Origin of the sequence: Akkermansia muciniphila (assembly GCF_018709685.1) — a bacterium.
Classification (GTDB): Bacteria; Verrucomicrobiota; Verrucomicrobiia; order Verrucomicrobiales; family Akkermansiaceae; genus Akkermansia; species Akkermansia muciniphila_E.
The window spans coordinates 73,133-98,495 of sequence record NZ_JABDHQ010000010.1 but is presented as its reverse complement, the minus strand read 5'-3'; the positions used below and the strand labels follow the sequence as shown (position 1 = coordinate 98,495).

The 25,363-nt window shown below is 57.1% G+C and carries 27 protein-coding genes and 1 tRNA gene; 16 read left to right on the top strand and 12 right to left on the bottom strand.

All coding sequences use genetic code 11. The annotated features are described in order from the left end of the window. Position 1 precedes the first annotated feature (1 nt). Genes HHJ06_RS08170 through HHJ06_RS08120 form a run of 11 tightly spaced genes read left to right on the top strand, consistent with a single transcriptional unit; the run spans position 2 to position 12,477 of the window. Positions 2-1,009 (top strand): glycosyltransferase family 2 protein, encoded by a 1,008-nt coding sequence (locus HHJ06_RS08170; protein ID WP_215428852.1) that lies wholly within the window; start codon positions 2-4, stop codon positions 1,007-1,009. An 11-nt stretch (positions 1,010-1,020) separates the two neighbouring features. After that, positions 1,021-2,190 (top strand): polysaccharide pyruvyl transferase family protein, encoded by a 1,170-nt coding sequence (locus tag HHJ06_RS08165; RefSeq protein WP_215428851.1) that lies wholly within the window; start codon positions 1,021-1,023, stop codon positions 2,188-2,190. Then, the gene (locus tag HHJ06_RS08160) at positions 2,187-3,377 is read left to right on the top strand and encodes a glycoside hydrolase family 88 protein (RefSeq protein WP_215428850.1); all 1,191 of its coding nucleotides are present in this window, start codon (positions 2,187-2,189) and stop codon (positions 3,375-3,377) included. The genes HHJ06_RS08165 and HHJ06_RS08160 overlap by 4 nt, the downstream gene beginning before the upstream one ends. Continuing rightward, the gene (locus HHJ06_RS08155) at positions 3,374-4,888 is read left to right on the top strand and encodes a lipopolysaccharide biosynthesis protein (RefSeq protein WP_215428849.1); all 1,515 of its coding nucleotides are present in this window, start codon (positions 3,374-3,376) and stop codon (positions 4,886-4,888) included. The genes HHJ06_RS08160 and HHJ06_RS08155 overlap by 4 nt, the downstream gene beginning before the upstream one ends. Next, positions 4,885-6,072 (top strand): glycosyltransferase, encoded by a 1,188-nt coding sequence (locus HHJ06_RS08150; RefSeq protein ID WP_215428848.1) that lies wholly within the window; start codon positions 4,885-4,887, stop codon positions 6,070-6,072. Before HHJ06_RS08155 ends, HHJ06_RS08150 begins: the two co-directional genes overlap by 4 nt. Position 6,073: 1 nt before the next feature. Then, complete coding sequence (locus HHJ06_RS08145; RefSeq protein ID WP_215428847.1) at positions 6,074-7,189, top strand: glycosyltransferase family 4 protein; 1,116 nt, start codon at positions 6,074-6,076, stop codon at positions 7,187-7,189. Then, the gene (locus HHJ06_RS08140) at positions 7,186-8,226 is read left to right on the top strand and encodes a glycosyltransferase family 2 protein (RefSeq protein WP_215428846.1); all 1,041 of its coding nucleotides are present in this window, start codon (positions 7,186-7,188) and stop codon (positions 8,224-8,226) included. Before HHJ06_RS08145 ends, HHJ06_RS08140 begins: the two co-directional genes overlap by 4 nt. Beyond that, the gene (locus HHJ06_RS08135; RefSeq protein WP_215428845.1) at positions 8,223-9,341 is read left to right on the top strand and encodes a glycosyltransferase; all 1,119 of its coding nucleotides are present in this window, start codon (positions 8,223-8,225) and stop codon (positions 9,339-9,341) included. Before HHJ06_RS08140 ends, HHJ06_RS08135 begins: the two co-directional genes overlap by 4 nt. Continuing rightward, entirely contained in the window at positions 9,338-10,240 is a 903-nt protein-coding gene (locus HHJ06_RS08130) for a glycosyltransferase family 2 protein (RefSeq protein WP_215428844.1), read from the top strand. The genes HHJ06_RS08135 and HHJ06_RS08130 overlap by 4 nt, the downstream gene beginning before the upstream one ends. Beyond that, positions 10,237-11,397 (top strand): glycosyltransferase family 4 protein, encoded by a 1,161-nt coding sequence (locus HHJ06_RS08125; protein WP_215428843.1) that lies wholly within the window; start codon positions 10,237-10,239, stop codon positions 11,395-11,397. Before HHJ06_RS08130 ends, HHJ06_RS08125 begins: the two co-directional genes overlap by 4 nt. Before the next feature lie 12 nt (positions 11,398-11,409). After that, positions 11,410-12,477 (top strand): glycosyltransferase family 2 protein, encoded by a 1,068-nt coding sequence (locus HHJ06_RS08120; RefSeq protein WP_215428842.1) that lies wholly within the window; start codon positions 11,410-11,412, stop codon positions 12,475-12,477. Positions 12,478-12,500: 23 nt separating this feature from the next. On the opposite strand, the gene HHJ06_RS08115 is transcribed toward HHJ06_RS08120, so the two are convergent. After that, positions 12,501-13,475 carry a retropepsin-like aspartic protease gene (locus HHJ06_RS08115; protein WP_215428841.1) on the bottom strand — a complete coding sequence of 325 codons (975 nt, stop codon included), beginning with the start codon at positions 13,473-13,475 and terminating at the stop codon, positions 12,501-12,503. Positions 13,476-13,691: 216 nt separating this feature from the next. Next, positions 13,692-14,552 carry a phage tail protein gene (locus tag HHJ06_RS11870; protein WP_286010598.1) on the bottom strand — a complete coding sequence of 287 codons (861 nt, stop codon included), beginning with the start codon at positions 14,550-14,552 and terminating at the stop codon, positions 13,692-13,694. 556 nt (positions 14,553-15,108) lie between these two features. On the opposite strand from HHJ06_RS11870, the gene HHJ06_RS08105 reads away from it, so the two are divergent. Next, complete coding sequence (locus HHJ06_RS08105; protein ID WP_215428840.1) at positions 15,109-15,303, top strand: hypothetical protein; 195 nt, start codon at positions 15,109-15,111, stop codon at positions 15,301-15,303. Between the two features lie 14 nt (positions 15,304-15,317). Here the strand turns inward: HHJ06_RS08105 and HHJ06_RS08100 are convergent, their stop codons facing one another. From HHJ06_RS08100 to HHJ06_RS08060, 9 genes are all read right to left on the bottom strand, one after another. Then, positions 15,318-15,899 (bottom strand): putative peptidoglycan-binding domain-containing protein, encoded by a 582-nt coding sequence (locus HHJ06_RS08100; protein WP_251841466.1) that lies wholly within the window; start codon positions 15,897-15,899, stop codon positions 15,318-15,320. A gap of 83 nt (positions 15,900-15,982) precedes the next feature. Then, complete coding sequence (locus tag HHJ06_RS08095; RefSeq protein ID WP_215428839.1) at positions 15,983-16,171, bottom strand: hypothetical protein; 189 nt, start codon at positions 16,169-16,171, stop codon at positions 15,983-15,985. 13 nt (positions 16,172-16,184) lie between these two features. Next, positions 16,185-16,436 carry a hypothetical protein gene (locus tag HHJ06_RS08090; RefSeq protein ID WP_215428838.1) on the bottom strand — a complete coding sequence of 84 codons (252 nt, stop codon included), beginning with the start codon at positions 16,434-16,436 and terminating at the stop codon, positions 16,185-16,187. 55 nt (positions 16,437-16,491) lie between these two features. Then, on the bottom strand, positions 16,492-16,719 hold the full coding sequence (locus tag HHJ06_RS08085) for a hypothetical protein (RefSeq protein WP_215428837.1): 228 nt from the start codon (positions 16,717-16,719) through the stop codon (positions 16,492-16,494). Positions 16,720-16,722: 3 nt separating this feature from the next. Beyond that, positions 16,723-17,133: a hypothetical protein gene (locus HHJ06_RS08080; RefSeq protein WP_215428836.1), complete on the bottom strand. Its 411-nt coding sequence runs from the start codon at positions 17,131-17,133 to the stop codon at positions 16,723-16,725. Further along, positions 17,126-18,481 (bottom strand): hypothetical protein, encoded by a 1,356-nt coding sequence (locus HHJ06_RS08075; RefSeq protein ID WP_215428835.1) that lies wholly within the window; start codon positions 18,479-18,481, stop codon positions 17,126-17,128. Before HHJ06_RS08075 ends, HHJ06_RS08080 begins: the two co-directional genes overlap by 8 nt. Positions 18,482-18,617: 136 nt before the next feature. Beyond that, positions 18,618-18,908 (bottom strand): hypothetical protein, encoded by a 291-nt coding sequence (locus HHJ06_RS08070; RefSeq protein WP_215428834.1) that lies wholly within the window; start codon positions 18,906-18,908, stop codon positions 18,618-18,620. A gap of 3 nt (positions 18,909-18,911) precedes the next feature. Beyond that, positions 18,912-19,343 carry a hypothetical protein gene (locus HHJ06_RS08065; RefSeq protein ID WP_215428833.1) on the bottom strand — a complete coding sequence of 144 codons (432 nt, stop codon included), beginning with the start codon at positions 19,341-19,343 and terminating at the stop codon, positions 18,912-18,914. Between the two features lie 484 nt (positions 19,344-19,827). Further along, positions 19,828-19,904: transfer RNA gene (locus HHJ06_RS08060), tRNA-Pro, on the bottom strand. Positions 19,905-20,006: 102 nt separating this feature from the next. Here HHJ06_RS08060 and argC point away from each other — a divergent pair. The 4 genes from argC (at position 20,007) to HHJ06_RS08040 (ending at position 23,941) form a co-directional block, all read left to right on the top strand. Further along, a complete protein-coding gene (argC, locus tag HHJ06_RS08055; protein WP_215428832.1) occupies positions 20,007-21,050 on the top strand; it encodes an N-acetyl-gamma-glutamyl-phosphate reductase in 1,044 nt (347 codons plus the stop codon). A 32-nt stretch (positions 21,051-21,082) separates the two neighbouring features. Beyond that, a complete protein-coding gene (gene argJ / locus HHJ06_RS08050) occupies positions 21,083-22,336 on the top strand; it encodes a bifunctional glutamate N-acetyltransferase/amino-acid acetyltransferase ArgJ (protein ID WP_215428831.1) in 1,254 nt (417 codons plus the stop codon). A 13-nt stretch (positions 22,337-22,349) separates the two neighbouring features. Continuing rightward, positions 22,350-22,847 carry a YkgJ family cysteine cluster protein gene (locus HHJ06_RS08045; RefSeq protein WP_215428830.1) on the top strand — a complete coding sequence of 166 codons (498 nt, stop codon included), beginning with the start codon at positions 22,350-22,352 and terminating at the stop codon, positions 22,845-22,847. 128 nt (positions 22,848-22,975) lie between these two features. Beyond that, positions 22,976-23,941 (top strand): HNH endonuclease, encoded by a 966-nt coding sequence (locus HHJ06_RS08040; RefSeq protein ID WP_215428829.1) that lies wholly within the window; start codon positions 22,976-22,978, stop codon positions 23,939-23,941. A 170-nt stretch (positions 23,942-24,111) separates the two neighbouring features. Here the strand turns inward: HHJ06_RS08040 and HHJ06_RS08035 are convergent, their stop codons facing one another. Next, positions 24,112-25,281: a tetratricopeptide repeat protein gene (locus tag HHJ06_RS08035; RefSeq protein ID WP_215428828.1), complete on the bottom strand. Its 1,170-nt coding sequence runs from the start codon at positions 25,279-25,281 to the stop codon at positions 24,112-24,114. Positions 25,282-25,363: the final 82 nt, after the last annotated feature.

The window sequence follows — 25,363 nt, the reverse complement described above, 5'->3', positions numbered from 1 at the left end:
CATGCCCTCCGTATCCGTTATTATTCCCGTGTTCAACGCCGCGCGTTTTCTTGAAAAATGCGTGTGCTCCGTGCTGGGACAGACCTTCACGGATTTTGACGTCTGCCTGGTGGATGACGGTTCCACGGACGGAAGCGGTCCGCTGTGCGACAGGCTGGCTTCCGGGGACAGGCGCGTCCGGGTCATCCATCTGGACAGGAACATGGGAGTCTCCGCCGCCAGAAACCGCGGCATGAGGGAAACGGACGGGCGCTGGCTGTGCTTCATTGACGGGGATGACTGGGTGACGTCCACCTACCTTCAGGAACTGGTCTCCGCCGTGGAGGACGGGGCCTGCGACCTGGTGGTGGAGGGGCTGCGCTCCGTCCGCGCCGGGAAGAAGGATGAAGTGACGGTGCCGCAGCCCGTGGAACTGGATGCCAGGCCCGGAGAGGAGGAAGCCTGGGTACGGCTGTTCCGCTCCTTCCTACTCTTTGGCCCGGTGGTGAAGCTGTACAGGCGCACCCTGCTGGCCCGGCACTCCATCTGTTTTCCGGAGGACGTCTCCTACGGGGAGGACCTGATGTTCAACATGGCGTACCTGAAATACATCAGGCGTTTGAGAACGGTGGACAAGGCCGGCTATTTTTACCGCAGGGCGGAGGAAGGAACCCTGTCCACACGGTTTGTCCCGGAAAAATTCATCTGGATTGTCCGGCAGTTCCGCCTGGAACGGAAGTATTTCCACACCCGGAGGCTGGAGGGGGAGAAGGTGGAGAGGTACCTGGCGTTCCGCTGGTGGGGGCTGGTGTACAACTCCCTGTTTGAAATATACCGTTTTCGGGAGCACTACGGCCTGATGGGGCGCATGCGGGCGGTGCGGTCCATTGTAGGAACGCCGGAAAACAACCTGCTGCGCGCTTATCCCGATGTGTTCCACTGCCCTAAGTGGATGAGCGTTTGTTTGTTCAACCGCTGGCCCTTCAGCCTGTTCCTGCTGATGGAAGGGGCCCTGGCCCGGAAAAAATAGATAGGATTGGCATGCATAAGATTCTTTTATATCCCCATGGAGGAAGCGGCAACCACGGCTGCGAGGCGATCGTCAGGTCCACGATGCTGCTGCTCCGGCCTGAAGAGGGCGTTTTGTTTTCCTCCGCGTGCGGGGAAGACAGGCACTACGGCCTGGACCGGACGGTGCGTGTGCTGCCGGAACAGAGGCCCATCCGGAGATGTTCCGCCGGATATGTGGCGGCGTGGATGCGGCGGCATGTGATGGGCGTGCGGGATGCCTTTGACCGGCTTGCCTTCCGCGGCATTGCGGAAGAGGGGCGGGACGCCTCCCTGGCCCTGTGCGGCGGAGGGGACAATTACTGTTACGGGGAGCCCGTGCATATCTATTTGCAGAATGACCTGCTGCGCCGTGCCGGGGCGCCTGCCGTCCTATGGGGGTGCTCCCTGGAACGGGAGGACATGAAGGGGGCCATGCTGGAGGACCTCAAGGCTTTTGACCTGATTGTGGCGCGGGAATCTCTCACTTGTGACGCTCTGCGGGAATGCGGGTGCCCCCGCACGGTGCTGTATCCGGACCCTGCGTTCGCCCTGCCCGTAGGGGAGGCTGCCCTTCCGGAAGGCTGGAGGGAGGGGAGCATGGTTGGCGTCAACGTCAGTCCCCTGGTCATCGGCCATGAGGGACGGGCCGGGGCCGTGATGGAAAATTACGCGCGGCTCATGGAATACGTGCTGGACGCTACGGAGATGAATGTGGCCCTGATTCCCCATGTGGTGTGGCCCGGCAATGATGACCGGAAACCGCTGGAGGAACTGTACGGCCGTTTCCGGCATACGGGCCGCGTCGTGATGGTCGGGGATGCTCCCTGCGAGGAATTGAAGGGATACATTTCCCGGTGCCGTTTTCTGGTGGCCGCGCGCACGCACGCCTCCATTGCCGCGTATTCCACGGGCGTTCCGGCTCTGGTGGTGGGATATTCCGTGAAGGCCCGGGGGATTGCCCGCGATTTGTTCGGCACGGAAGACGGCCATGTGCTGCCCGTGCAGGCGCTGGACGCCCCGGATGAACTGTGTAAGGCATTTGTCCGGATGATGGAACGTGAGGATGAGATGAAATCCGTGTACGCGGAGAAGCTTCCCGCGTACCGGGAACGCCTGAACCGGCTGCCGGAGGAATTGGCAGCCCTGTTGAAACGGCCATGACTTTTTATGTTTCCATAGCATCTGTCCTGCTCCTGCTGGCCCTGGCTGTGGTCTGCGTGGATGCCTGGCGCTTCATGGGAACGCTGGCGGGCCGCGTGCGCATCGGGCGCTGGCAGGACCGGCGCGCGTGGCAGGAGGCCCTTGCCCGGACGGCCTTGTCATGGACGCGGCGCATGCCCGCCGTGCCCCGGAAGGACCAGGGCAGGCGCATCCTGTGGGAAATGGTGCGCGGAACGTATGCGGATACCGCCATCCAGGGATGGCAGGCGGCGGGACTTTTCCTGGGCCTGAATGCCTATGCCGCGGACAGGAAGGATGAGGCGTTGGGAGAAACGCTGCGCCGCAGGCTGGAAGAACATGAACTGGTGAAAAATTATCTGGAGGCCCCGGACCCGGAACGGTGGGAGGTGGACCGCCTGCTGCTGGATTACGCCGTTCTGGAAGCCGGCTGCCGCGGGGCGGCGCAGGTGGCGGAGGCTTCCGCCGCGCTGCTGGAATCCCTCCGGACGGAGGCGGGGACCCTGGCCTACAGGCGCAGGCAGCCCGGCATGCGTTACGTGGATACCATCGGCCTGGCGTGTCCGCTGGCCGCCGCCTGCGCGGTGCGTACGGGGAATGAGGAATACTGGAACCTGGCGGTGAGGCAGGTGGAGGAATATGATGTGGCTCTGCTGCCGGATTCCTCCTTCCCGGCCCACGGGTTTGAGATGGAGCGCGGCTATCCGCTGGGGCTGTATGACTGGTCCCGCGGCATCGGCTGGTATGCGCTGGGTCTGTGTGAGCTGTACCGCCTGATGTCCCTGCACGGCAGGCCGGAGGCGGAAGGAATGGCGCGGCGCATTCTGGCGCTGGCGGAAGAACTGCTTCCCCTGCAGAAAAAGAACGGCGGCTTCGGCTGGATGGCCGCCAGGCCGGAATCCGTGTTTGAATCCTCCGGAACGGCCCTGCTGGGCCTGCTGTTGCTGACGGCCTTCCGCATCTCCGGGGAAGAGCGTTTTCTGGAAGCCGCGTTCCGTGCGGAAAAAGCGCTGATGGGGGTGACGCGCCGCAACGGCGTGCTGGACATGTGCCAGGGGGACACCAAGGGAATAGGCATGTATTCCGACGTGTGGAATCTGATGCCCTTTGCCCAGGGAATGGCCCTGCGGCTGGGCGTGGAACTGAACCGGGAGGAACGCGGGGCATGAGGACGCTGAATTCCGGCAAGAATTTTCTGGTGACCATCAGTCTGATGGTCACCATGACCCTGCTGGGCTTTGTGACGCGCAAGCTGTTCGTCAATGAGATCGGGGTGGAGTACCTGGGCCTCAACGGCTTGCTGACCAACATCCTGGCTGCTGTCACGCTGCTGGAATCCGGTTTTGGAACCAGCGTGGTTTTTCACCTTTACAAGCCGCTGGCGGAGAATGACCAGCCGCGGATTCTGGCCCTGCTGCAATTTTACCGCAAGGTGTACCGCATCATTGCCGCCGCCGTGCTGGTCCTGTGCCTGGGCCTGTATCCGTTCCTGGGCTGCTTCATCAAGGACGAGGGGCACCTGGACTACCTGACGCTGGTGTATTTCATCTTCGTCTTCAACTCCATCCTGCCGTACCTGACGGCGTACAAGAATTCCCTGATCAATGCGGACCAGAAGAACTACAGGCTGGGGACCATCAACTTCGTGTACCAGGTGGGACTGAACCTGTCCAAGCTGGCCATCCTGTACTATACGGCCAACTACGTGCTGTACCTGGTGGTGGAATCCCTGTTCCTGGCGGGGTTCAACGTGGCCATGGTGCGCAAGGTGGACGCCCTGTACCCCTATGTGAAAAGCAGGGCGGCGTATGCGCTGGACGCCGTGACGAAAAGCCAGATTGTGGTCAACGTCAAGGCGCTGTTCCTGCACAGCGTGGGCGGGTACTTCATGCACTCCACCAGCAACATCGTCATCTCCAGCTTCGTGGGGCTGGCGGCGGTGGGCTTCTATTCCAACTACATGCTGGTGGTGGGGACCATCTCCACCTTCATCATGCAGGTGATCAACAGCATGGCGGAAAGCGTGGGAAACCTGATTGCCAGTGAGGACAGGAGCCATGTGTATGAAATTTTCAGAAGGGTCTTCCTGATCAACTTCCTGATTTGCGGGGTGGCCTCCATCGTTCTGCTGAACACGCTGAACCCGTTCATTTCCTGGTGGCTGGGGCCGGACTACATCTTGTCCGGCGCGTGCTCGTTCGTCATCATCCTGAACTTCTTCGTGGTGGGCATGCGGCGTTCCGCCATGGTGTTCAAGACCAAGGCGGGCATCTTCCACCAGGACCGCTACTCCCCCCTTCTCCAGGGCGTGATCAACGTCATCCTGTCCGTTACGCTGGTGCAGTGGTGGGGCATTGCGGGCGTGCTGCTGGCGGCGACGCTCAGCCTTCTTTCCATCGGCGTCTGGCAATTCCCCCGCCTGGTGTACAAGCATGTGTTCCACCAGCCGCTGAGGCGGTACTTCATCACGTACGGGTGGTACCTGCTGCTGGCGGCGGCGGGGTATGCGCTGACGTACCCTCTCTGTTCCCGTTCCTATTTTTCCTCCCCCCTGGCCGATCTGTTCCTGTGGGGGGGCATTTCCGTTGCCGTTCCGCTGGGGCTGTACGTCCTTCTCCTGTTCCGGACGGGGCCCTTCCGCGGCCTGATGGGCCACATGCGCACGCTGGTATGCAGATGAAACGTATCTTTATAGCTATTCAGTACATGGAGCTGGGGGGAGCGGAACGCGCCCTCCTGGGGCTGCTGGACGCGCTGGACGCCTCCCGCTTCCAGGTGGACCTGTTCGTCTACCGCCATTCCGGGGAGCTGATGCCGCTTATTCCGTCCAAGGTGAACCTGCTGCCGGAGCTGCCCGCCTACCGCGCCATTTCCCGGCCTCTGAAAGACATTCTGCTGGAAGGGAGGCTGGGCATTGCCGGAGCGCGCCTGTGGGCCAAATGGCGCTCCGCAAGGTTTGGAAAACGGCTGGACGGCCCGGAAAACTACGCCGTCTTTGACGATGCGGCGGCGGCGGTCTCCCCCTTCCTCCCCTCCCTGAAGAAGCTGGGCGTGTACGATCTTGCCATCAGTTTCCTGACGCCCCACCGCATCGTTCGGGACAAGGTGCGCGCCCGCAGGAAAATAGCCTGGATTCATACGGACTACTCTTCCATAGGCATCAATGTGGAACGGGAACTTCCGGTGTGGCGCGCTTATGACCACATCATTTCCATCTCCCCGCAGGCGGGAAGGGGCTTCCTGTCCCGCTTCCCGGAGCTGGAAGGCAGGCTGGTGCAGATGGAAAACATCGTTTCCCCGGAAGGGGTGCGGGAGCAGGCGGCGCTGGAGGACGTCTCCGGAGTGATGGGCGGCTCTCCCTGCCTGTGCACCGTGGGAAGGTTTTCCCATGCCAAGGGGATGGACCGCGCCGTCAGGCTGGCCGCGCGCCTTGTGGGCCTGGGCATGGAGCGGCTCCGCTGGCATCTCATCGGCTACGGGGATGAAGCGTCCCTGCGCCGGGAAATAAGAGACTGCGGCATGGAGGAGCACGTCATCATTCTGGGGAAGAAGGCCAATCCCTACCCGTATATGGCTGCCTGCGACCTGTACGTCCAGCCGTCCCGGTATGAAGGAAAGGCCGTGGCGGTGAGGGAGGCGCAGATTCTGGGGCGCCCCGTGGCAGTCACCCGGTTCCCGACCTCTGCCGGGCATCTGGAAGACGGCGTGGACGGCCTGATTATTCCGAATGAGGAGGAGGGCGCCGCCGTGGAGCTGTTCCGCCTGCTGAACGACGCCGCGCGTCTGGAAAGCCTCTCTGCGGAATGCCGCAGGAGGGACTACGGCAACCGTGATGAAATCCTGAAACTAGAGGAATTGATCTGACATGGGAAGACGCCTGCTGTACATCACCAATGGAATTGCCGGAGCGGGAGGGCTGGAGCGCGTGCTCTCCGTCCGCACACGCCTGCTTGCGGAAAAATACGGGGATGAAATCCACGTGCTGACGCTGAATGAAGAGGGCAGGGAGCCCTTTTACGACTTTTTTCCGGGCATCCGCCTTCATGACGTGCGCATGCAGGGCGGCCCCGCCGCACGTTTGACGGCCTGGGCGCGCGGAATCAGAGAGGCGGTGCGCAAGGTGAGTCCGGACGTGATAGCCGTCTGTGACGACGGGTTCAAGGGATTCTGGATTCCCTTTCTGGTGAAGGGTTTCCGGTGTCCGGTGGTTTATGAACGCCATGTGTCCCGGCTGATTCAGGCGGAAGGGAAGAAATTCCCGGTCCTCATGGGCGTGGAATTTGCCGCCATGCGCCTGCTGGGGGGAATGTTCCCCCGCTTTGTGGTGCTCACCCCCGGAAACAGGGGGGAGTGGCCCATGGACAATGTGGAGGTGATTCCCAATCCGCTGCCGTTTTATCCGGACGTTCCTTCTTCCGGGCAGGAAAGGCGGGTGATTGCCGTCGGCAAGATTTCTCCCCAGAAAAATTATGGGGCGCTGCTCCGTGCATGGAAGGAAGTGCACGGAAAATTCCCGGATTGGAAACTGGATTTGTTCGGAGCGGAAAAGGACGGAGGAGAGCTGAGGAAGGAGATACGGGCCGCGGGGCTGGAAGGGAGCTTCCTGCTGCATCCGCCCACGCGGGAAATCATGCGGGAGTACCTGGCCTCTTCCATCTGTGCGATGTCTTCCCGCTATGAAGGATTCGGCATGATGCTGGCGGAGGCGATGGCGTGCGGCGTGCCGTGCGTGGCCTTTGACTGCCCCTGCGGTCCCGGGGACATTATCCGCCACGGGGAGGACGGCCTGCTGGCGGAAGCGGGGAACGTTCCGGAACTGGCCTCCGCGCTGGAACGCCTGATGGGGGATGATGCGTTGCGCGCCTCCATGGCCGCGAAGGCGCGGGAGAATGTGAAGCGCTACGCGGCGGAGACGGTGGCGGCCCGGTGGGACGCCCTGTTCACCCGCGTGCTGGAAGAAAAGAAGGGAGGGCGTTCATGATCTCCGTCATTGTTCCCGTTTATAATGCGGAGGCCTACCTGTCCCGCTGCATGGAAAGCATCCTGAACCAGACGTACCGGAACATCCAGGTGATCTGCGTGAATGACGGCTCCACGGACGGCACGGGGAAGCTGCTGGAAGAATTGGCCCGCAGGGATGGACGTGTGAAGGTGGTTTGCCGCACGAACTCCGGGCTTTCCGCCTCCCGCAATGCCGGGCTGGAACTGGCGGAGGGGGAATACGTGATGTTTGTGGACGCGGACGACTGGCTGGACGGGCATGCGTGCGCGGACGCCGTGGAAGCCATGGAACGGGGGGAAGCGGACATCGTCTTCTGGAGCTATGCCAGGGAATATGAAACGGCTTCCTCCCCGGTGCGGTTCTGGCCGGAGGAACGGGTATTTGAAGGGGAAACCATGGTCTGGTTGAGGAACAGGCTTCTGGGACCGGACGGGGCCGAACTGGCTTGTCCGGAACGGCTGGATTCCTACGGCACGGCCTGGGGCAAGCTTTACAGGCGCGCCCTGTTCCGGGAGGGGAAGGCGCCCTTTGTGGATACGGCCCTCATCGGCTCCGCGGAAGACGTGCTGTGCAACCTCTCCCTGTTCGGCGCGGCCCGCAGGGCGGTGTATATCCCCACCACCTTCTACCATTACAGGAAGACGGCGGCGGGAGCCCTGACCAAGCGGTACAAGCCTGCTCTGACCGCCCAGTGGGAGGAACTCTTCCGGAGGATGGGCCGGCATGTGCAGGAAAACGGGGCCTCTCCGGAAGCTGAACGCGCGTTGCGGAACCGCAGGGCCGTTTCCCTCATTTTCCTGGGCCTGAACATCTGCGACGCCCCGGGGTCTGCCCTGGTGAAATGCGGCATGCTCCGTACCCTCCTGAAACGGGACTGGTGCCGGGCGGCGGTGAAAAGCCTGCCCCTGGCCCCCCTGCCGCCGCACTGGAAGGTGTTTTTCCTGAACGCGAAATTGGGCTTTGTGCCCGGTTTGTACCTGCTTCTCGCAGCCATTAAAAGAATCCTGGCAAAATGAATCCTCAACGTGTGCTCATGGTATTCACCATTATGAACCGCGGCGGCGCGGAAACGATGGTGATGAATTATTACCGCCATATTGACCGCAGCAGGCTCCAGTTTGACTTTCTGGTGCACCGGGAGTCTCCCGGCATTTATGAAGAGGAGATACGGAGCTTGGGCGGCAGGATTTACAGGCTGCCCCCCATTACCTTGTCCGGCCTGGCGGAGTACCAGAAGAAGGTGGCGGAGTTTTTTGACGCGCACCCGGAATACAGGCTGGTGCACGGCCATTGTTCCGAGCTGGGGTACTGGATATACCGGGAAGCGGCGGCGCGGAAGCTCCCCTTCATTGCGGCGCATGCCCACAGCTCCCCGCTGGGGGTGGACAGGAACTCGCTTCAGCGGTTCCTGCTGAAGCACCTCATGCGCCCGTACCTGACGCACCGGTTCACATGTAATGAACTGTGCGGCTGCTGGCTGTTCGGGCGGCGGGGCGTGCGGGACGCCATTGTGGTGCGGAATGCCATTGATGCGGAAAAATTCAGGTACTCCCCGGAAGTGCGGGATCAGGTGAGGAAGGAAATGGGGTGGGATGGAAAGCTGGTGGTGGGCCATACCGGCAATTTCTCCTGGCCCAAGAACCATGAATTCCTGCTGCGCGTGTTCCGCGCCCTGCTGGCCGTGCAGCCGGAATCCCTGCTGGTGCTGGTGGGAAGCGGCGGGGAAGGGGAGGAAAAGATACGGGCGGAGGCGCAGAACCCGGAGTGGCGCGGGAAAATCCGCCTGCTGGGCGGCAGGGATGACGTGGCGGCCCTGCTCCAGGGGATGGACGTCTTTGCATTCCCCTCCTGGTTTGAAGGCTTTGGCATTGCCATGTTGGAGGCGCAGGCCGCCGGACTGCCCGTGGTGGCCTCCGACCGGGTGCCGGAAGACGGCGCGGTGGCGCCGGGCCATGTGAACTTTCTGTCCCTCAGGGAATCCCCCGGCGCGTGGGTGGAAAAAATACTGGAAATAACGGACGGCTGGCGCCGCACGGACACCTCGGAAGCCATTCGGGCGGCCGGGCTGGACATCGTCCATAACGCGGAAAAGCTTCAGGAAATTTATCTGGAACAGGGAGGTAGGGCATGAAACCGCTGCTGACGGTTTTTACCCCCGCGTTCAACCGGGCGGATTGCCTGAGCCGTTGTTATGAAAGCCTGCGGAAACAGACGTGCCGTGATTTCATCTGGCTGGTGGTGGACGACGGCTCCTCCGACGGAACCGGAGACATGGTGAAGGAGTGGATGCAGGCCGGGGAACTGGAAATACAGTACCATTACCAGGAAAACGGAGGCATGCATGCCGCTCATAATGCCGCCTATGAATTGATGGCTACAGAGCTGAATGTCTGCCTGGATTCCGATGACCGGATGCCGGAGGACGCCGTGGCCTCCATCCTGGAATTCTGGGAGCGCCACGGAAGTGACCGGGTGACCGGAATGGCTGGGCTGGATGCGGATGCCGTCACGGGGGAACTCATCGGCACGCCGTTTGAGGAAGATGCCGGTGAAACGACGCTGAACGGATTTTACGCGGCAGGAGGGCGCGGGGACAAAAAGCTGGTATACCGGACGGCGCTGATGAAACAGCTGCCGCCTTATCCCGTCTTTCCCGGTGAAAAATACGTGGGACTGGGCTACAAGTACATGCTGGCGGACCGGATAGCCCCCCTGCTGACCATGAACAAGGTGCTTTGCCTGGTGGAATACCGGGAAGACGGCTCCTCCAGGAACATGTTCCGGCAATACGTGCTGAATCCACGGGGATTTGCCTTCCTGCGGAAGGAGGGCATGCAGTACCAGCCCACCCGGCGCAGGCGTTTCATGGAGGCCGTGCACTACGTGTCCGCCTCCCTGCTGGCCCGGAATCCCCGTTTTCTGCGGGAATCCCCCCGGCCTTTCCTGACGCTGGCAGCCGTTCCGCTAGGTGTGGCGCTGATGTGCCTGATTCTGGTAAAAAACAGAACAGGGAAGGGGGCTGGAAAATGAAAATTGCCTACGTGCTGGATGATCTGGACGCGGCGGGCGGCATTCAGGCCGTGACGCGCGCCAAGGCGGCGGCATTGGCCGCGATTCCCGGCAACGAGGTGGTGCTGGTCACCGCCAATGATTCCCGGCAGACCGCTTCCTCCCTCCCGCAGGGGGTCAGGGTGGTTCATCTGGGCGTGAATTATTATGAGGACGACTGGAAGGGATTCCTCTACGTCCTGAAAGGCATTCTGGTCAGGCGCAGAAAGCATGCCGTGGCCTTGCGCAACGTGCTGGACGAACTGAAGCCAGACATTGTTATTTCCGTGGGACAGTCGGAAAAATTCATGATTCCGCGGCTTTCCCGCAACAGTCCCTGGAAAACGGTGCGTGAATTTCATTACTCCGGAACGTACCGGAAGGATTACGCCCGCCTTCAGGGCGGACTGCGCGCCCGGCTGATGGCCGCGGTTTCCGATTTTTATGAATTCGGCCTCGGCCAGGGAAGCTATGATGCCACGGTGGTGCTCACCCGGCAGGACCGGGAGGAAAACTGGCGGGGGAAGAATGGGGTGCATGTCATCCCTAATCCGTGCATTCTGCGTCCGGAACGGTCCGCCGCCCTGGAATGCCGCCGTGCGGCGGCCGTGGGAAGGCTCGTTCCCGTGAAGGGCTTTGACCTTCTGATTCAGGCCTGGGAAAAAGTGGCCGCGGTTCATCCGGACTGGGAACTGGACATCTGGGGGGATGGCCCGGAACGCGGTGCCCTGGAACGGCTGGTACGGGAAAAAGGACTGCAAGGCAAGGTATTCCTGCGCGGCGTGACGGGCGATGTGCAGGGCAGGCTTCTGCAATCCTCCATGCTCGTCTTTTCCTCCCTGTTTGAAGGCTTCGGCATGGTGCTGGTGGAGGCCATGGCGTGCGGCGTGCCGTGCGTGGCCTTTGAATGCCCGTGCGGCCCGCGCGACGTGATTTCCCCGGAGGTGGACGGGCTTCTGGTTCCTCCCGGAGATGTGGAACAGCTCTCCCTGGCCATCATCCGGCTGATGGAGCAGCCGGAGCTGAGGCACAGCATGGGAGCCGCCGCCCGCGAAAAAGCGGCGCACTATGCCCTGGATGCCATGGCTGCGCGCTGGATGGACCTGTTCCGTGAATTAACCTCTACTCAACAACACTAATCTTTTAAAACCATGCCCCTCGTTTCCATTATCATTCCCTGCTACAACGTGGCCGGATTCATGAAAAAATGCCTGGATACCGTCTGCGCCCAGACGCTCCGGGACATAGAAATCATCTGCATCAACGACGGTTCCCGGGACGGAACGCTGGATATTCTGCGGGAATATGAAGCGGCGGATGACAGGTTCATCGTCATTGACCAGCCCAATGCTGGCGTAGCGGCGGCGCGGAATGCCGGGCTGGACGCGGCTTCCGGAACGTACATCGGTTTTGTGGACCCGGATGACTACATTTCACCCGTCATGTTTCAGCGGCTTTATCTGGCGGCGGAGCAGTACGGAGCAGACCTGGCCTGCATGGGGGCCACGGTTGCCGGGGACATGCCCCTTTCCGTGCGGTGGAGCATGCTCAACGGCCTGCAATGCCCGGAATGGCACTGCGGCCACTATGACTTTGCCGCCATGGGGCCGTTCAGTGAACTGTGCTGGGACAAGCTTTACCGGGCGGAATTCCTGAAAAAGACGGGCCTGCGCTTCAGGGCCGGGATGCGTCAGGGAAGTGACGCCCTCTTCAACAACCTGCTTCAGCCTTATGTGCGGAACATCGTGAAAATACCGGACTGCCTGTATATCTACCGGCCCACGCGTCCGGATTCCCTGGTGAACGTGCACAAGGCCCCGGATAAAAAGGGCTCCGGATTCTATCCGGCGCTGGAACGCATTGACCTGATTGGCGCCTCCTACCGGGAACTGGGCTGTCTGGAAAAAGCCAGGATTACGGTGTTAAACTGGCTGAACGGAAGTATTCAGCTATTCTCCTCCAATCTGCTGAACCAGACGGCGGCGGAAAAAAAGAAGGCCCTGGACGCCGTGCGCGCGCTGCTGGACAAATATGAATGGCGGGACTTCGTCAAATCCCCGGAGTCTCCCTTCCGCCTGCTGAGACACATTGCCAAGGGGAACGACCTCCGCGTGCGGTGCGCCCTCTTCGGCATTTACCGGGTTCTGCATTCCCGCATGGGGAACAGGCTGGTGGACCTCTGCACGCGCATCATCAACCTGCGCGGAAGCGCCCGATAGGGCACGGGTGGTGATGGAATGCCCTACTTCCCGGAAGAACAGGCTGCGTCCGGCTGGGGGCGGAGCAGGCAATCATAAAACGGGGTGTAAAGCAGATTGTTGGGAATCAGGTAAATATATCCTTCCCGGGAATCATAGACCATGTTGAAGCGTTTCAGCAGGTTGTTGCCCATGACGCCGTCCATTTCCGCGCTGCTCTGGGTTCCTGCCGTAACGGTGGAAAAAGCTCCGGGGATCAGGGGGAGCTTGCAGCCGCCCAGTTGGATGCTGTCGAAAATGACGTTTTCCAGAACTCCGGTATGGGAATCCGAGCTGGAAATGCGGGAAATGCAAAATGGCTTCTGGCTGCCCAGCAAATGATGTTTTTTGACGAAGGGAGTGTTGAGGTCCAGAACGCGGTCGGACCCGGTATCCACGGACAGCCGGAGCTGGTGGGTTTTTCCGTTGACCGTCACCTGGCCGGGAACGACTGGAATACCCATCACATATTCAATCTTGAGACGGATGGCGTGGGGCGGCGGCGTATAGGAACCGTGCGGATACAGGTAAATCTTCCGGTCCGTGTAATTTACCTCCGTCACCTGCCGATTGATGAACCAAAGGCCCAGCACGCCGTCCCACTGGTCCGGCGAGTAGGGAATGGCAATAAAGGGAACGTGCTCCATGACTTGTTCCCCGATGGTGAATTTGTTCTCCGTGCTTCCGCGTACTTCATCAGACCCCGTGGCGCCATGGTTGACGACGGTCTCGTTAAATTCCATAGGAACGCCTTTCAGGGAATTGGTGCTGATGACCATGGAGGTGGCCCCGGTATCAAAAAGAAAGCGCAGGGGACGGCTGCCGTTGACGCTCCCTTTCACGTAAATCCGGCTGGCTGGCCCCAATTCAAAGGGAATGCTGCCGCTGGGAACGTTGGCCCCCTGTGCATGGAAAAGGGGAAGGAATAGAAAGGCAAAAAATAGCAGAATTTTTTTCACGTGCGTTATTTCCTGAATCATGGGACTGATTTTATGGGAATATATATAGTTAAACATCTTGTGATGTTAATTTGTGGGTCAACCAGCGGCCGCCCGCTCTTATAACAAAGGCTATCGACACTAACAATGTAAAAGAAGTTTTCACCTAAAAGAGATCGGGAACGAAATAAAAAACCGCTGTAAGTATTGAACTTGCAGCGGTGGAAGTAGTCCTTTGACTTATCTTTGGAACATACTTTAGTATTTGATCACAGGCAGGAAAGATATATTGACGGGACGGTTTTCATCAGCTGTCGGAACTGCATCAGAAGCATCAAATATAAGGTTGCTGGTATTTTGGCCGGAGTAGTCCGTATAACCAGCATATCTTTGGTTGCTCCCTTTCGTTTTTGAAAACACACCAACTCCTCCTGTCGAAGCAGCTTGAATATATGTAGGTAAGTTTCCTGTAATATTACGGATAGCATCTCCCTGAATGCTGCCTACAGTTCTCTCTGTAGAAGTGGAACGGATGAACAGACCGCTATCTTTTGTCAAATCGGGAAGGGTGAAGGTCGTCACTCCGTCGCCGCCGTAAGTGGTGCCGATTGCCGCAAATAATTGCTGGTATTGACTGATTTGGAGGGTTGCTCCGTTGCATTCCAGCCAGCCGTTCGGGGCTGTGCTGCCGCAGAACCACATGAAACAGCCTGGAGGCACGCTGGAGCCCTGCGGACCTTCGGGACCAGCGTCACCTTTGTCTCCCTTGTCCCCTTTGGGGCCCTGTGGACCGGCTGGACCTTGGATGCCGGGATCCCCTTTGGGGCCCTGGGGGCCTTGCGGGCCCGGATCTCCCTTGTCTCCTTTAGAGCCTTGACCGCCGGAATTCCATTTTTCCTTTTCCTGCGCGGTGACGTGCATGTTTGCGTTTCCCGCATGGGCAGAAAATTCATTCTGCGTGGCCATGAGGATTCCATTAATTGTGATCATCTCATTCATGATTGTTATTTGCTGGTTCGGGATAATCCCGGCTGGTGACGTGCTGTTTTTACTCAGGGATGTGTCTGCTGATGACTTGGAACCTGTTTCAGAACGGCACCTTGCGGAAGGAGTTTGCATGTATTTCAAAGAGAGGTCATCCCGCGTGCAACGTCAGGCGGGAGTGGGCAAGGAGAGGATACAGTGATTCCATGTGCTTTCTCTTTTTTTCGAATTCTTCTACATTTACGCAGGCGCGTGAATATAAAGAGCCGGATCACTGTGATGCGGAAAAAGCCATGAACGGGCTGCCGATTATATTCAATATGCCGGAAAGCAAAAACCGCTGTAAGCTTTTCAACTTATAGCGGTTAAAAGTGGTTGGGTTGACAGGATTCGAACTTGCGTCCCCTTGCACTCCATGCAGATATTGTCATTAAAGCAAACTAAAGTGTTTTCATATATCGTTGTATCATAAGCAAAATAGAAAATAGATATTGAACCGTTTTAGGAGGTTTTAATCATCATGACGTGTGGCTGGCGTGTGGCTTTCAGTTTTCGCACGAATCGAGCGGAGGACAATTTCACCAGGCGGCTATCTCCTCGCTTGCCGTGCTGGGTCAGAATCCATGGCATGGAAAGAATCTCCTGTTCATAAGAGAGCAAGTACCCAATGGTCCCCCGCCAGAAAATGCAGATGCCAGGCATCGCATCGTTCCGATTCAAACCGGCAACGGACATCGACCATCTGACGGAAGGAGGCGGAGGAGCCCACCCGGCGCGCCATCAGGACAAGGTGCGGCGTAAAGACGCATACGTCCTGATGGTGTCCGTCTTCCTCCATCTCCTCCTTCCTCCTGCCCGCGGCCAGGTAGTAGGCAACGGCAGCTGATAGAGCATTTTTCCTCATATCAAAGAGCAAGCGAACTGGTAGGCGCGTTCACTGCGGCTCAACCATCCCTTTCCGAAGACGGGGAACTGCTTGCAGGAACGGTAAAACGCCTTGCGCTTTTCCTGCAGGCCAACCAAAAATACCGCTTCATCCGTGCCGCCCAACTGGTCCTGTAGTTCTTGTCTGGTCTTGGGGCCAACAATGCCGTCCACCGTGAGCCCGGCACCGTGGATGTTCAGCGCCCGCTGAAGGATTTTCCCGGTGTTCCTGCTGCCGGAGTTGAAATGATGGTCACGCAGGATGAATTCCGTTGCCGGGTGGACGTCAGAGCCCATCCAGGAGCGGGCGGCGGCGGTATTGTCCAGGACGTACTGAAGGCAGCCCTCCCAGGCTTCTTCCCGCTTCCCGGCATCCAGCAGGGCTTTCAGGCGGTTGAATACCGCGGGTTCAATGCCGTCGCAGATCCCGCAGATTTCCCATTTGCCGCCCTTGTCCGCGGCAGGAAGGCGGGAAACGCGCAGGGAATCCGGCCCGGTTACGCGGCTGTCTTCGAATCGGAGGATGGCCGCAGCCATGTTTCTTTCAATGGTGTTCATGAGTTATAAGTTGTTTTTGATAGAACTGGTTAGAACTTACGAGGATTCCTCGGTAGTTGAACTGTTTCCAAAATAGAAACAGTTCATTTCCTGGCGTGTTGTTCAAGGTTGGAGAGGCGCATGTTGATCTCCGTGAGGGCCTTCGTCTGCGCATTCATATAGGCGCGCATGTCGTGGTAGAGGAAGCCACAGGCAATAAAGCCCACGAACATGACCAGTTCAGGCTTGTACTCCCTCAAGAGGTTCAGGTATCCGCGGGCTTTAGTGCACATAATAAGAGTGGTATTAGAGTTTTAAGCCGTCCGCCGTGGGTTTCACGACTGCATTTTCAGGATTGTAGGATTTCGGATAGGGAGTAGGGGTGCCCATTTCCTTGAGCATCATCCCCACCCACATGACAACCTCCTGCGCCTTCGTGATTACCAAGGCAGATTCCCGTGTTTTCGGGAGAGCTCTGACAGTCTGGATAAAGGCATCACCCTGGACGCGTGCCGACTTGATTTCTCGAATGCGATATTCTGTTTCAGTCATGTTCATGGTCTTACTTCTTGAGAGCTTGAACGACGGGCGGCGTGTCCGTGGTGGGCTGGGCCTAGCTGTAGGACAGGTGGCCCGGCTCCAGCACCAGGCAGGAACCGTCCTTGCAGACTTCCGTGCGGTCCGGGGTAATGTCCACGTTATGCCCGCAGCCGGTTACGGTGATGTAGCCAGCAGTGGCCAGAGCGCCGATAATGGCGCCGATCGCGTACTTGATCCAATTCCCCCAGCGGGCAGATGCCGCCTGCTGGGCCTTTTCAATGTCTTGTTTATTGATGTTCATGGTTTATTGTTTAGTGGTGAAGTACTTGAAGAAAGCCACAGCAGCGGGGTCTGTGAGGATAAAATCCGGGTAGTCTACAGCGGTGAAGATCCGGCGTCCGCCTTGGGGATTGATGGCCTCGACATCAAGCGCAACCTCGTCTTGCTGTCCAACGGGGGTGTAAGGATCATCCTCACCGTAGATCGTCGCCGTCATTAGATGCGCCCACACCTGAGACGCCTGCCAAGGCTCCGCCAGCCCTACTAAAGCGGACACCACCGCGGCCAGAGCCGTGGCCTGATCAGCGGGGATGTCGCTCGGTGTGTAGCGGTCGGAGTGGGTGTACCCCTCTGCGTCCCAGTATACGGCTGTCAGGGTAAATTCTCCCCAGTTACCGGGTTGAGGAAATCTAAATTGAAGTTCAGAGTTATTCATTTGTCCATGGGATGTTTATATCGACAAAGTCTGTGGTTTCCTCGCTGATGATGGCGTTGCTGGACAATGCGTCCAATCCATAATAAACAGGATTAACCAAATCAGCCTGATAGAAGGTGTATTCCCCACCCCCGAAAGATACATCTCCCCTGTTGCTTGAAGGAGACGCAATGTCAGTGCACCACTGAGCAGGAGGGGCGCCTTCGAAGGTGCCTACTCCACGGCAGGTGGCAATCTTCCACAATGTTTTTGTAGCGCCCCCTGTAAGCAACAACCACAATGCGCCATCGTTGGAATATTCCTCATCCCACGTACGAGTTGCCTTGCGTTGCTGGTAGATAATTTTGTGGACCAGACGCGGGATGGGCTCGTTGTGAGATGCAGGAATAAAGCTCGAAGTAGTCTTGAGCTTCCATTTCAGCTCTGTGATGCTCCAATAAATCTCGCGCACCATGATGACATGGCCTTGCCTGCCTGCGTCGCGCACGCTATTTAATGTAATATCCAACACTTCCCCAGTGTTTTGCTCCAGTCCATTGCCCGGAATCATCGTAAAGGAATCTATGGATAAGTCCTTCCTTGTTGTTTTTGAGCCTCTCCCTATACCCAGCGTAAACTTGCTGGTGTAATTTGCGCTCCAGATATACGACACCCCGCACCAAGAGGAATAATTCCACTGTGCTACTAATCTTTCAAAGCTGGCAATCAAGGTCGTGTGCCCTCCTACAGAGGTAGATACACCTACAAGCTGATTAGGAATAAGCACATTAATTCTGGCTGAATTAGTGGCAGTAATTGCATCCGATTTCAGAAACGCCGGAGAAGTATAGATATTAGTGACGGCGGCCAGTCCTCCGGCATACATCCGATTGACGGCAGATGTATCCGTCGGTATACCGGTAGCCACAGGAATATTGACGCCGCCGTTGGCGTTGATGGTGGCGGACGTCGTCAGACCACCGGTCAGCGTCATGTTGCCTGCTTCATCCATCAGCTTGTCCTGCTTGCCGTTCCATGTTTCACGCTCTTTCTCCGTTATGTGGACTGCGGCATCATTCTTGTGTGCGTCAAACACAGACGTGTCGGTTTTTGTAGAAAGGGCGGAAGCATCAGCTTTAGCGCTCCACGCAGTGCGCTCCTCTTCCTCCACATGGATGGCCTTGTTTCCGGTATGTTCATCAAGGTCTTCCTGGGTGGCAATTAGAATCCCCTTGGCCTTAACCGTGGCTTGAGTATTCCAGGCAGTACGCTCATCCTCCGTAACATGTACGGTTCCATTTTCCGTATGCTCCTTCAATTCATTCAGAGAGGCCAGGAGAGTTCCGTTGATAGAAGTAATTTTATTCATGATTGTTATTCTTTGTTATTGTTTGTCGTGAAGTGGTTGAACAACGCCACTGCCGCCCCGTCCACCATCGTGAACTCCGAATAGTCCTGACTGGTGAAAAGCCTGCCTTCTCCCCGGGCATTGACTGCTTCCACGGTCAACGCAACCGCATCCCTGGATTCCGGAATACTTCCCCTTTCTCCGGGAGTGGGCTGACGGTGACTTGTTCCAGTCGCACCCAGACTTGAAGCGCTTTCCAATTGTCGGATAAAACGGCAAGGTGTGATGCCACTTCATTGAAAGTTTCTGCCTGTTCCTGGGAAATATCATCCTGCGAAAAGCGTCGAGATTGAACGAAACCATTGGCATCCGGGAATACGGCTGTCAGGATAAACTTTCTCCAGTTGCCGGGTTCGGGGAATTGAAATTGTAATTGTGCGTTATTCATAAATTATTCTGCTGATTGGTATTCGGTATAGGGATATTCCGTCTCCGTGGTAATCCAACTGCGTTGATAAGGTTCCAATCCATAACGTACATAGGTATTGTTGCCTATACCGTTGAGAATCGTAGGAGACTCCATCTGGATATACCCGCCGTAGCTGGGTGCTTGAGCATCCAAATACAAGGTAGGTGCCGAGGGGGCATGATAAGTATCCCACCCTCGGATATCCGCCAGCTTAGGGACCGTATCATCAGCCGCGCCTCCAATGATCGGCCATACTCCGGCGGCCAGATCATGAGAGTAAGATAACGCAGACTGGGCAATCACCAGACGGTAAGCCCCCGCGCTTATGCCCGTATTACCGTCGTAATTCAGGCTGGATTCAGTGGTGCGGACAACGTAACTTTGGGGATTACCGACGCCGATGAGTTCACGCACACGGGATTTGCACCCCTCATGATAGTAGAGGGTTACCTCAACCAGTCGGGCAATAGCGGGAGCGCTCCCTGGAACAGGGCGGATTCAAGAGCCCTGGGCTTGAGATTGGGCCGCATCTTCTGGTGAGCAATATAGTATCTACCGCCACATACCAGGAGATATTTCCGATGGCCGGGGTATTCGCCCCCATCTCCTGCAAAAAGGCCGCCATTTTGGCGATAGCCTCATTCAGTTCCTTTGTTTTGAGCGAACGTCTTATTGTTTTTCGGCCGCTTTGTCTGGAATCCACACGAGCATAGTAAATGCCGGAATTCTGTTCCCGGTACAGATGGGATAATCGGTGGGTTCGAAATACTGGCGCATGTCCATCTCTTGCCATTCCTGCGGCCCCAACACAACATTTTTCCACATTGACGTGTGGCTGTTCTAAAAATGAGGAGAAACAAAAACCGCCGTAAGCTTTTCAACTTACAGCGGTTAAAAGTGGTCGGGTTGACAGGATTCGAACCTGCGACCCCCTGCACCCCATGCAGGTGCGCTACCAGACTGCGCTACAACCCGATAAAATCGGACCGACCGGGGCCGTGTCTTGCGACGGCGAGGTGTATATAGGAAAACTTTAGTGTTGGCAAGAGTCTTTTTTCATAGCATACCTTTTTTGTCATGAAGCAAGTTCAAGTAGCAGTCGTCGGAGCCAGTGGCTACACCGGGCAAGAGTTGTTGCGCATCCTGTTGAATCACCGCGGGGTGAAGCTGGTGTGCGCTACCTCCCGCCAGTACGCCGGGCAGCCGCTGTGGGAGGTGTTTCCCCGTTTCCGGCAGGTTCCGGGTTCCGACTTGAAGTTTACGGATTCTGATGTGGAGGCCATTGCCGCCACGGGGGCGGAGGTGGCCTTTCTGGCGCTGCCTCACGGCGTGGCCGCTTCCTATGCCCGCGGCCTGGTGGACCGGGGTGTGCGCGTGATTGACCTGAGCGCGGATTTCCGCCTGGATTCTCCGGACGTGTATGAGGAGTATTACGGGAACGCCCATCCGGATACGGCCCTGATGCAGGAGGCCGTGTACGGCCTGCCGGAGTGGCGCCGGGCGGAGATAGCCGGAGCGCGCATCGTCGCTTCTCCCGGCTGTTACCCCACCAGCATTCTTCTTCCCCTGATTCCCTTGTTCAAAGCTTGCCTTCTGGAGCCGGAGGACGTGGTTGTCTGTTCCGGCAGCGGCGTGAGCGGCGCCGGACGCAAGGCTTCCATTCCCCTTCTGTTTTGTGAGTGCAATGAAAGCTTCCATGCCTACGGCGTGCCGAAGCACCGCCATTTGAGCGAGATTGAGCAGGAGCTTTCCCATGCTGCCGGGGAAACGGTGGTGATGTCCTTTACTCCGCACCTGATTCCGGTGAATACGGGCATCTGCTCCACTATCACGGCCAAGGTGAAGAAAGGGGCGGATGCCGAGTCCGTGGGCCGGCTTTTGGAGGAAGCTTATGCAGATGCTCCGTTCGTGCGCCTGCTGGGGCGCAACCAGCCTGCGGATACCAAGAATGTGACCCGCACGAATTGCGTGGACATCGGCTGGGCGTATGACCCCCGCACGAACCGTGTGATTCTGATGAGCGCGGAGGATAACGTGGTGAAGGGCGCCGGCGGCCAGGCCGTCCAGTCCTTCAATATCATGTGCGGGTTTGATGAAACGGAAGGCTTGTGGGTCCTGTAGTTTTTTGATACGCTGAAAGGTACTTCAAGACGATGAATGATTCATCCTATATTCCGGTTGACGGGGGCGTTTGCGCGCCCCAGGGTTTTTTGGGAAGCGCCGTAAGCTGCGGCATCAAGAAGCCTACGGCCACGCGCCTGGACCTGGCCCTGATTTATTCCACGGAACCCTGCGTTTCCGCAGGCACGTTCACGACCAACCGCGTGCAGGCCGCTTGCGTAAAGGTGAGCCGGGAGCACCTCCGAAAGGGGGATATCCGCGCCATTGTGGCGAACAGCGGGAATGCGAACGCCTGTACCGGAGCCCAGGGGGTGGAAGACGCGGAGGGGGAATGCCGGAGCATCGCGGAACTTCTGGGGCTTAAGCCTGCGGAAGTGGCCGTGTGCTCCACCGGGGTGATCGGCTTGCCGATGCCCATGATGCGCATTTACCCTAAGTTCCCGGAATTGGCGGAGGGCCTTTCACGCGACAAGGGCCATGAAGTAGCCCAGGCCGTGATGACCAGCGATACGAAGGAAAAGATCATCGCCATTGAGTTCATGGTTCAGGGTAGGCCCGTGCGCATCGGCGCGTGCTGCAAGGGCGCGGGCATGATTAATCCCTGCATGGCTACCATGCTGTGCTTCATTACGACGGATGTGGACATTTCCCGCGACGTGCTGGAGCTGTGCGTGCAGTCCGGCGTGAAGGGTTCCTTTAACTGCATCACCATTGACGGCGACATGAGCACGAATGACACGGTCCTGGTGATGGCGAACGGCGCGTCCGGCGTGAAGCTGGAATCCCCGGAAGACATTTACGCGTTCCAGCAGGCTCTGGCCCATGTGATGCTGGAGCTGGCCAAGCACATTGTGCAGGACGGCGAGCGCGTGACCAAGTTTGTGACCGTGCGCGTGACCGGAGGCCGCACGGAGGAGGAAGCGAAGAAGGCGGCGGAAGCCGTCGCCAAATCCTCTCTGGTGAAGAGTTCATGGAACGGCAACGACCCGAACTGGGGCCGTATCATCCATGCCGTGGGTTACTGCGGCGCGAAGGTGGATGAAGAGAGAATCGACATCGACATAGCCGGACTTCCCGCGTGCCGCGGCGGCATGCAGGCGGATACGCCGTCCGACGACCTGCGCCAGGCTGTGCAGGTGCCCGCCTTCCTGGTGGAGATTAATTTGAACCGCGGCGAGTTTTCCCACACGGTGTATACCACGGACCTGTCTCCGGAGTATGTTGATTTCAACCGCTCCGAGTACGCGTATTGGAACCAGGCGAAGGCTGACGGCCTGACGCGGTAAGGAATCATTGATCATGGCGTCCGGCAAGTGCCGTCATGGAAAGGCGGAGGGGTGCGCCCCCTCCGCTGAATTGTTAACGGAGGTGCGCCGTTTGCTGGGGGAAGGGTCTGCCCGAGCCTCCGGGGCGCTGCGTTCCTGTACGGGAACGGCGGATTGCTGCCGGTTCCGCCTGACCGGGGAGACTCCCCACGTGACGCTGGGGGAGGCATGGGTGGCCTGGAAGGCATGGCGTGCCGCCGGACGTACGCGCGTGGAATTGTCCCCGGACGGTAACTGCCCGTTTCTGAACGGGCAGGGAAGGTGCATGATTTATGAGGGCAGGCCCCTAGCTTGCCGCACCCATTTTTGCGTGGCTGCCGGGGGAGCATTGCCCCGGCGGGAGGTGATTGACCTGATTCACGCGCTGGAAGATATTGATGCGGCGCTGGGCGGCGGCGGTGCGGCCCGGCTGCCGGAGGCGGTGGAAAGGCTTTCAAGGTTTGGCACAACTAAAAATCGGAAAAAACAGTAATTTGAATATTAAATTGTTTATGTGATTCTATTTTACTATCAGGACTTGGAAAGATAAATGACTCGAAGTTGAGTGACAGAATCAATCTGTATTGATATAATAGAAAATATCTGATAAGGAGGTGTATTTTGATTTGGATCGAAATGAGCAGGGATAATATTCATGGCGGTGGTGAATGGGGTTTCACTAAATGTCTCTGGGCGCCTGCATATAAATATTGTCCGAAGGAAAGCCGGAAAATTCCCTGGCTTTATTGGAGCAATATATTAAAGGTCCAGCAAGGTGATATTGTTTTACATTTACGAGGTAAAAATCATTCGGCTTCATTTGTTGGATATTCTATAGCTGCTACTGATGGACATGAGACATTGGAAAGACCACCTCAAGGGGGCAAATGGAATTATGCGACCAGCTATTTTCGTGTATTGCTTAAAGATTACTACCCTTTCAAAACTCAAATTCAGTTAGACGATTTTTTCTCTATTCATAAAAATGAACTGATAAAATATCTTAAAGAGCTTGCTGAAACACCGATCAATCGATTTTTTGTGTATCAGAATAATAGGTTACAATGTTTGAATGGGGCATATCTTTCCAAGTGTGACGAGAGATTATTGTCCTTGATTTTAAGGGAAAATAATGTACTAAACACTTCGAGTGATATAAAAGAAGCAATATCTACATCTGAAGTATGGAGGAGTGTAAAACAACGCATTGGACAAATTCAATTTTCTGAAAGTGTTAAGAAAAATTATGGATATAAGTGTTGTTTTCCAGAATGTAAAATTGATGATCCAAAATTTTTAGTTGGTTCTCATATTGCGCGCTGGGTCGATAATTCTACCAAACGCGGTAATATTTCTAATGGGTTATGTTTGTGCGTTTTGCACGATAAAGCGTTTGAACACGGATACTTTGCATTAGATGATGAATATTGTGTGATACTTAGTTGTAAGTCCGAAATTCAAAATAGTAAAATATTTGTAGAACATATCAAGCCATTTGACCATAAGGAAATTAATTGTTCCCAAATTCGTCCGGATAAGAATTCCTTAAAAGAACATCGTTACAGGTGTAAATTCTTTAATAATTAATATTACTAAAATGATTTTACAGTATCGGTTTCTCTTTCAATAAACCATTAGGCATATTTCATAAAATATTTAAAAATAACCAATTTTTCAAAATATTCTCTTGGCCTAACGCGTCTATCTCTATTTATGCCAGTTTTTAATCTGCGGAGGAACGCGTGAAGAAAGAGAATTTAAGCCTGGGCGTCCGGGCTCTTTTCTTTTTCCTGCTTGGAGGCAAGGTGGCGCAGGGCGCTGGCTGCTTTTTTATTGCCGTGTTTGACGGCTTTCTGGTACCAGGCCGCCGCCTGTTTGTCATTCTGCTCAATGCCGTAGCCGTGGGCGTAGCAGTTGCCCACATTGAACATGGCGGTGGCGTTGCCCTGTTCCGCCGCCTTAAGATACCATTTCAAGGCTTCTTCCCGGTTGACGGGCGTTCCCTTGCCGTTGAGATGGCACCATCCCAGATTGAGCTGGGCCGTTGTGTGGCCTTGTTCGGCGGCTTTGGTGTACCAGTAGACGGCCTTGGCCATGTCCACTTCCATGCCCCGGCCGTTGCCGTAGCACCAGCCGAGCGTGTATTGGGCCGTGATCTGGCCCTGAAGGGCTGATTTGTGGTACCACACCAGCGCCTTGTCCAGATTGGGCTGCACGCCGAATCCGTTTTCATAACACCACCCCAGGTTGTACTGGGCCGTGGCGTGGTTCTGCGTGGCCGCCTCCTCATACCAGTAGGCCGCTTTTTGCGGATTTTTGGGGGTGCCGCTGCCGTTGCCGTAGCACCAGGCCAGGTTGTACTGGGCGCGGGGGTCTCCCTGTTCCGCGGCCTGCTGGTACCAGTACACGGCCTGTTCCCAGTTTTTCTGGCTGTTGCTGTTGGCGTAAATCCAGCCGAGGTTGAGCTGGGCCACCGCATGGCCCTGTTCCGCCGCTTTTTTGTACCAGCTGATGGCCTGGTGTTCATCTTTTTCCACGCCCAGCCCGTTGATGTAGCAGAACCCGAGGTCGAATTGCGCGGTGGGGTGCCCCTGTTCCGCGGCTTTCTGGTACCAGTAAAAGGCCTTGTCATTATCCTGCGGAGCGCCTATGCCGTTGGAATAGGCCCAGCCGAGGTTGAGCTGGGCCGTAACGTGGCCGAGCTCCGCGGCCTGCTGGTAGCAGTAGAAGGCTTCCTGCTGGTTTTCCACAACCCCGCGCCCCTGTTCATAACTGATCGCCAGCTGGAACAGGGCCTGCGGGTCACCTTTCAGGGCTGTTTGCTGGAGTGTTTCTATATCGACGGAGTAAGTCGAGACGGTATTTTCCAGCTCGCCGCGGTTGTTGGAAGCGTCATTCATTTCACAGGTACCGCACTGGGAGGGCATGGGAACAATTCATGCTCTCCTGAACCGTGCGTTTGACAATTCTGCACATTTTCCCAGCAATAATCAAGGCTCGTTTTGAATG

Excerpts from the sequence above, each read along its gene's own strand:
- HHJ06_RS08135 (WP_215428845.1), top strand. The coding sequence starts at position 8,223 with ATGAATCCTCAACGTGTGCTCATGGTATTCACCATTATGAACCGCGGC.
- HHJ06_RS08105 (WP_215428840.1), top strand. The coding sequence starts at position 15,109 with ATGCCAGGCATCGCATCGTTCCGATTCAAACCGGCAACGGACATCGAC.
- HHJ06_RS08035 (WP_215428828.1), bottom strand. The coding sequence starts at position 25,281 with ATGCCCTCCCAGTGCGGTACCTGTGAAATGAATGACGCTTCCAACAAC.
- HHJ06_RS08075 (WP_215428835.1), bottom strand. The coding sequence starts at position 18,481 with ATGAATAAAATTACTTCTATCAACGGAACTCTCCTGGCCTCTCTGAAT.
- HHJ06_RS08160 (WP_215428850.1), top strand. The coding sequence starts at position 2,187 with ATGACTTTTTATGTTTCCATAGCATCTGTCCTGCTCCTGCTGGCCCTG.
- HHJ06_RS08090 (WP_215428838.1), bottom strand. The coding sequence starts at position 16,436 with ATGAACATGACTGAAACAGAATATCGCATTCGAGAAATCAAGTCGGCA.
- HHJ06_RS11870 (WP_286010598.1), bottom strand. The coding sequence starts at position 14,552 with ATGCAAACTCCTTCCGCAAGGTGCCGTTCTGAAACAGGTTCCAAGTCA.
- HHJ06_RS08080 (WP_215428836.1), bottom strand. The coding sequence starts at position 17,133 with ATGAATAACTCTGAACTTCAATTTAGATTTCCTCAACCCGGTAACTGG.
- HHJ06_RS08045 (WP_215428830.1), top strand. The coding sequence starts at position 22,350 with ATGGCGTCCGGCAAGTGCCGTCATGGAAAGGCGGAGGGGTGCGCCCCC.
- HHJ06_RS08140 (WP_215428846.1), top strand. The coding sequence starts at position 7,186 with ATGATCTCCGTCATTGTTCCCGTTTATAATGCGGAGGCCTACCTGTCC.
- HHJ06_RS08165 (WP_215428851.1), top strand. The coding sequence starts at position 1,021 with ATGCATAAGATTCTTTTATATCCCCATGGAGGAAGCGGCAACCACGGC.
- HHJ06_RS08085 (WP_215428837.1), bottom strand. The coding sequence starts at position 16,719 with ATGAACATCAATAAACAAGACATTGAAAAGGCCCAGCAGGCGGCATCT.
- HHJ06_RS08115 (WP_215428841.1), bottom strand. The coding sequence starts at position 13,475 with ATGATTCAGGAAATAACGCACGTGAAAAAAATTCTGCTATTTTTTGCC.
- HHJ06_RS08150 (WP_215428848.1), top strand. The coding sequence starts at position 4,885 with ATGAAACGTATCTTTATAGCTATTCAGTACATGGAGCTGGGGGGAGCG.
- HHJ06_RS08120 (WP_215428842.1), top strand. The coding sequence starts at position 11,410 with ATGCCCCTCGTTTCCATTATCATTCCCTGCTACAACGTGGCCGGATTC.
- HHJ06_RS08170 (WP_215428852.1), top strand. The coding sequence starts at position 2 with ATGCCCTCCGTATCCGTTATTATTCCCGTGTTCAACGCCGCGCGTTTT.
- argJ (WP_215428831.1), top strand. The coding sequence starts at position 21,083 with ATGAATGATTCATCCTATATTCCGGTTGACGGGGGCGTTTGCGCGCCC.
- HHJ06_RS08095 (WP_215428839.1), bottom strand. The coding sequence starts at position 16,171 with ATGTGCACTAAAGCCCGCGGATACCTGAACCTCTTGAGGGAGTACAAG.
- HHJ06_RS08100 (WP_251841466.1), bottom strand. The coding sequence starts at position 15,899 with ATGAACACCATTGAAAGAAACATGGCTGCGGCCATCCTCCGATTCGAA.
- HHJ06_RS08130 (WP_215428844.1), top strand. The coding sequence starts at position 9,338 with ATGAAACCGCTGCTGACGGTTTTTACCCCCGCGTTCAACCGGGCGGAT.
- argC (WP_215428832.1), top strand. The coding sequence starts at position 20,007 with ATGAAGCAAGTTCAAGTAGCAGTCGTCGGAGCCAGTGGCTACACCGGG.
- HHJ06_RS08125 (WP_215428843.1), top strand. The coding sequence starts at position 10,237 with ATGAAAATTGCCTACGTGCTGGATGATCTGGACGCGGCGGGCGGCATT.
- HHJ06_RS08145 (WP_215428847.1), top strand. The coding sequence starts at position 6,074 with ATGGGAAGACGCCTGCTGTACATCACCAATGGAATTGCCGGAGCGGGA.
- HHJ06_RS08155 (WP_215428849.1), top strand. The coding sequence starts at position 3,374 with ATGAGGACGCTGAATTCCGGCAAGAATTTTCTGGTGACCATCAGTCTG.
- HHJ06_RS08070 (WP_215428834.1), bottom strand. The coding sequence starts at position 18,908 with ATGAATAACGCACAATTACAATTTCAATTCCCCGAACCCGGCAACTGG.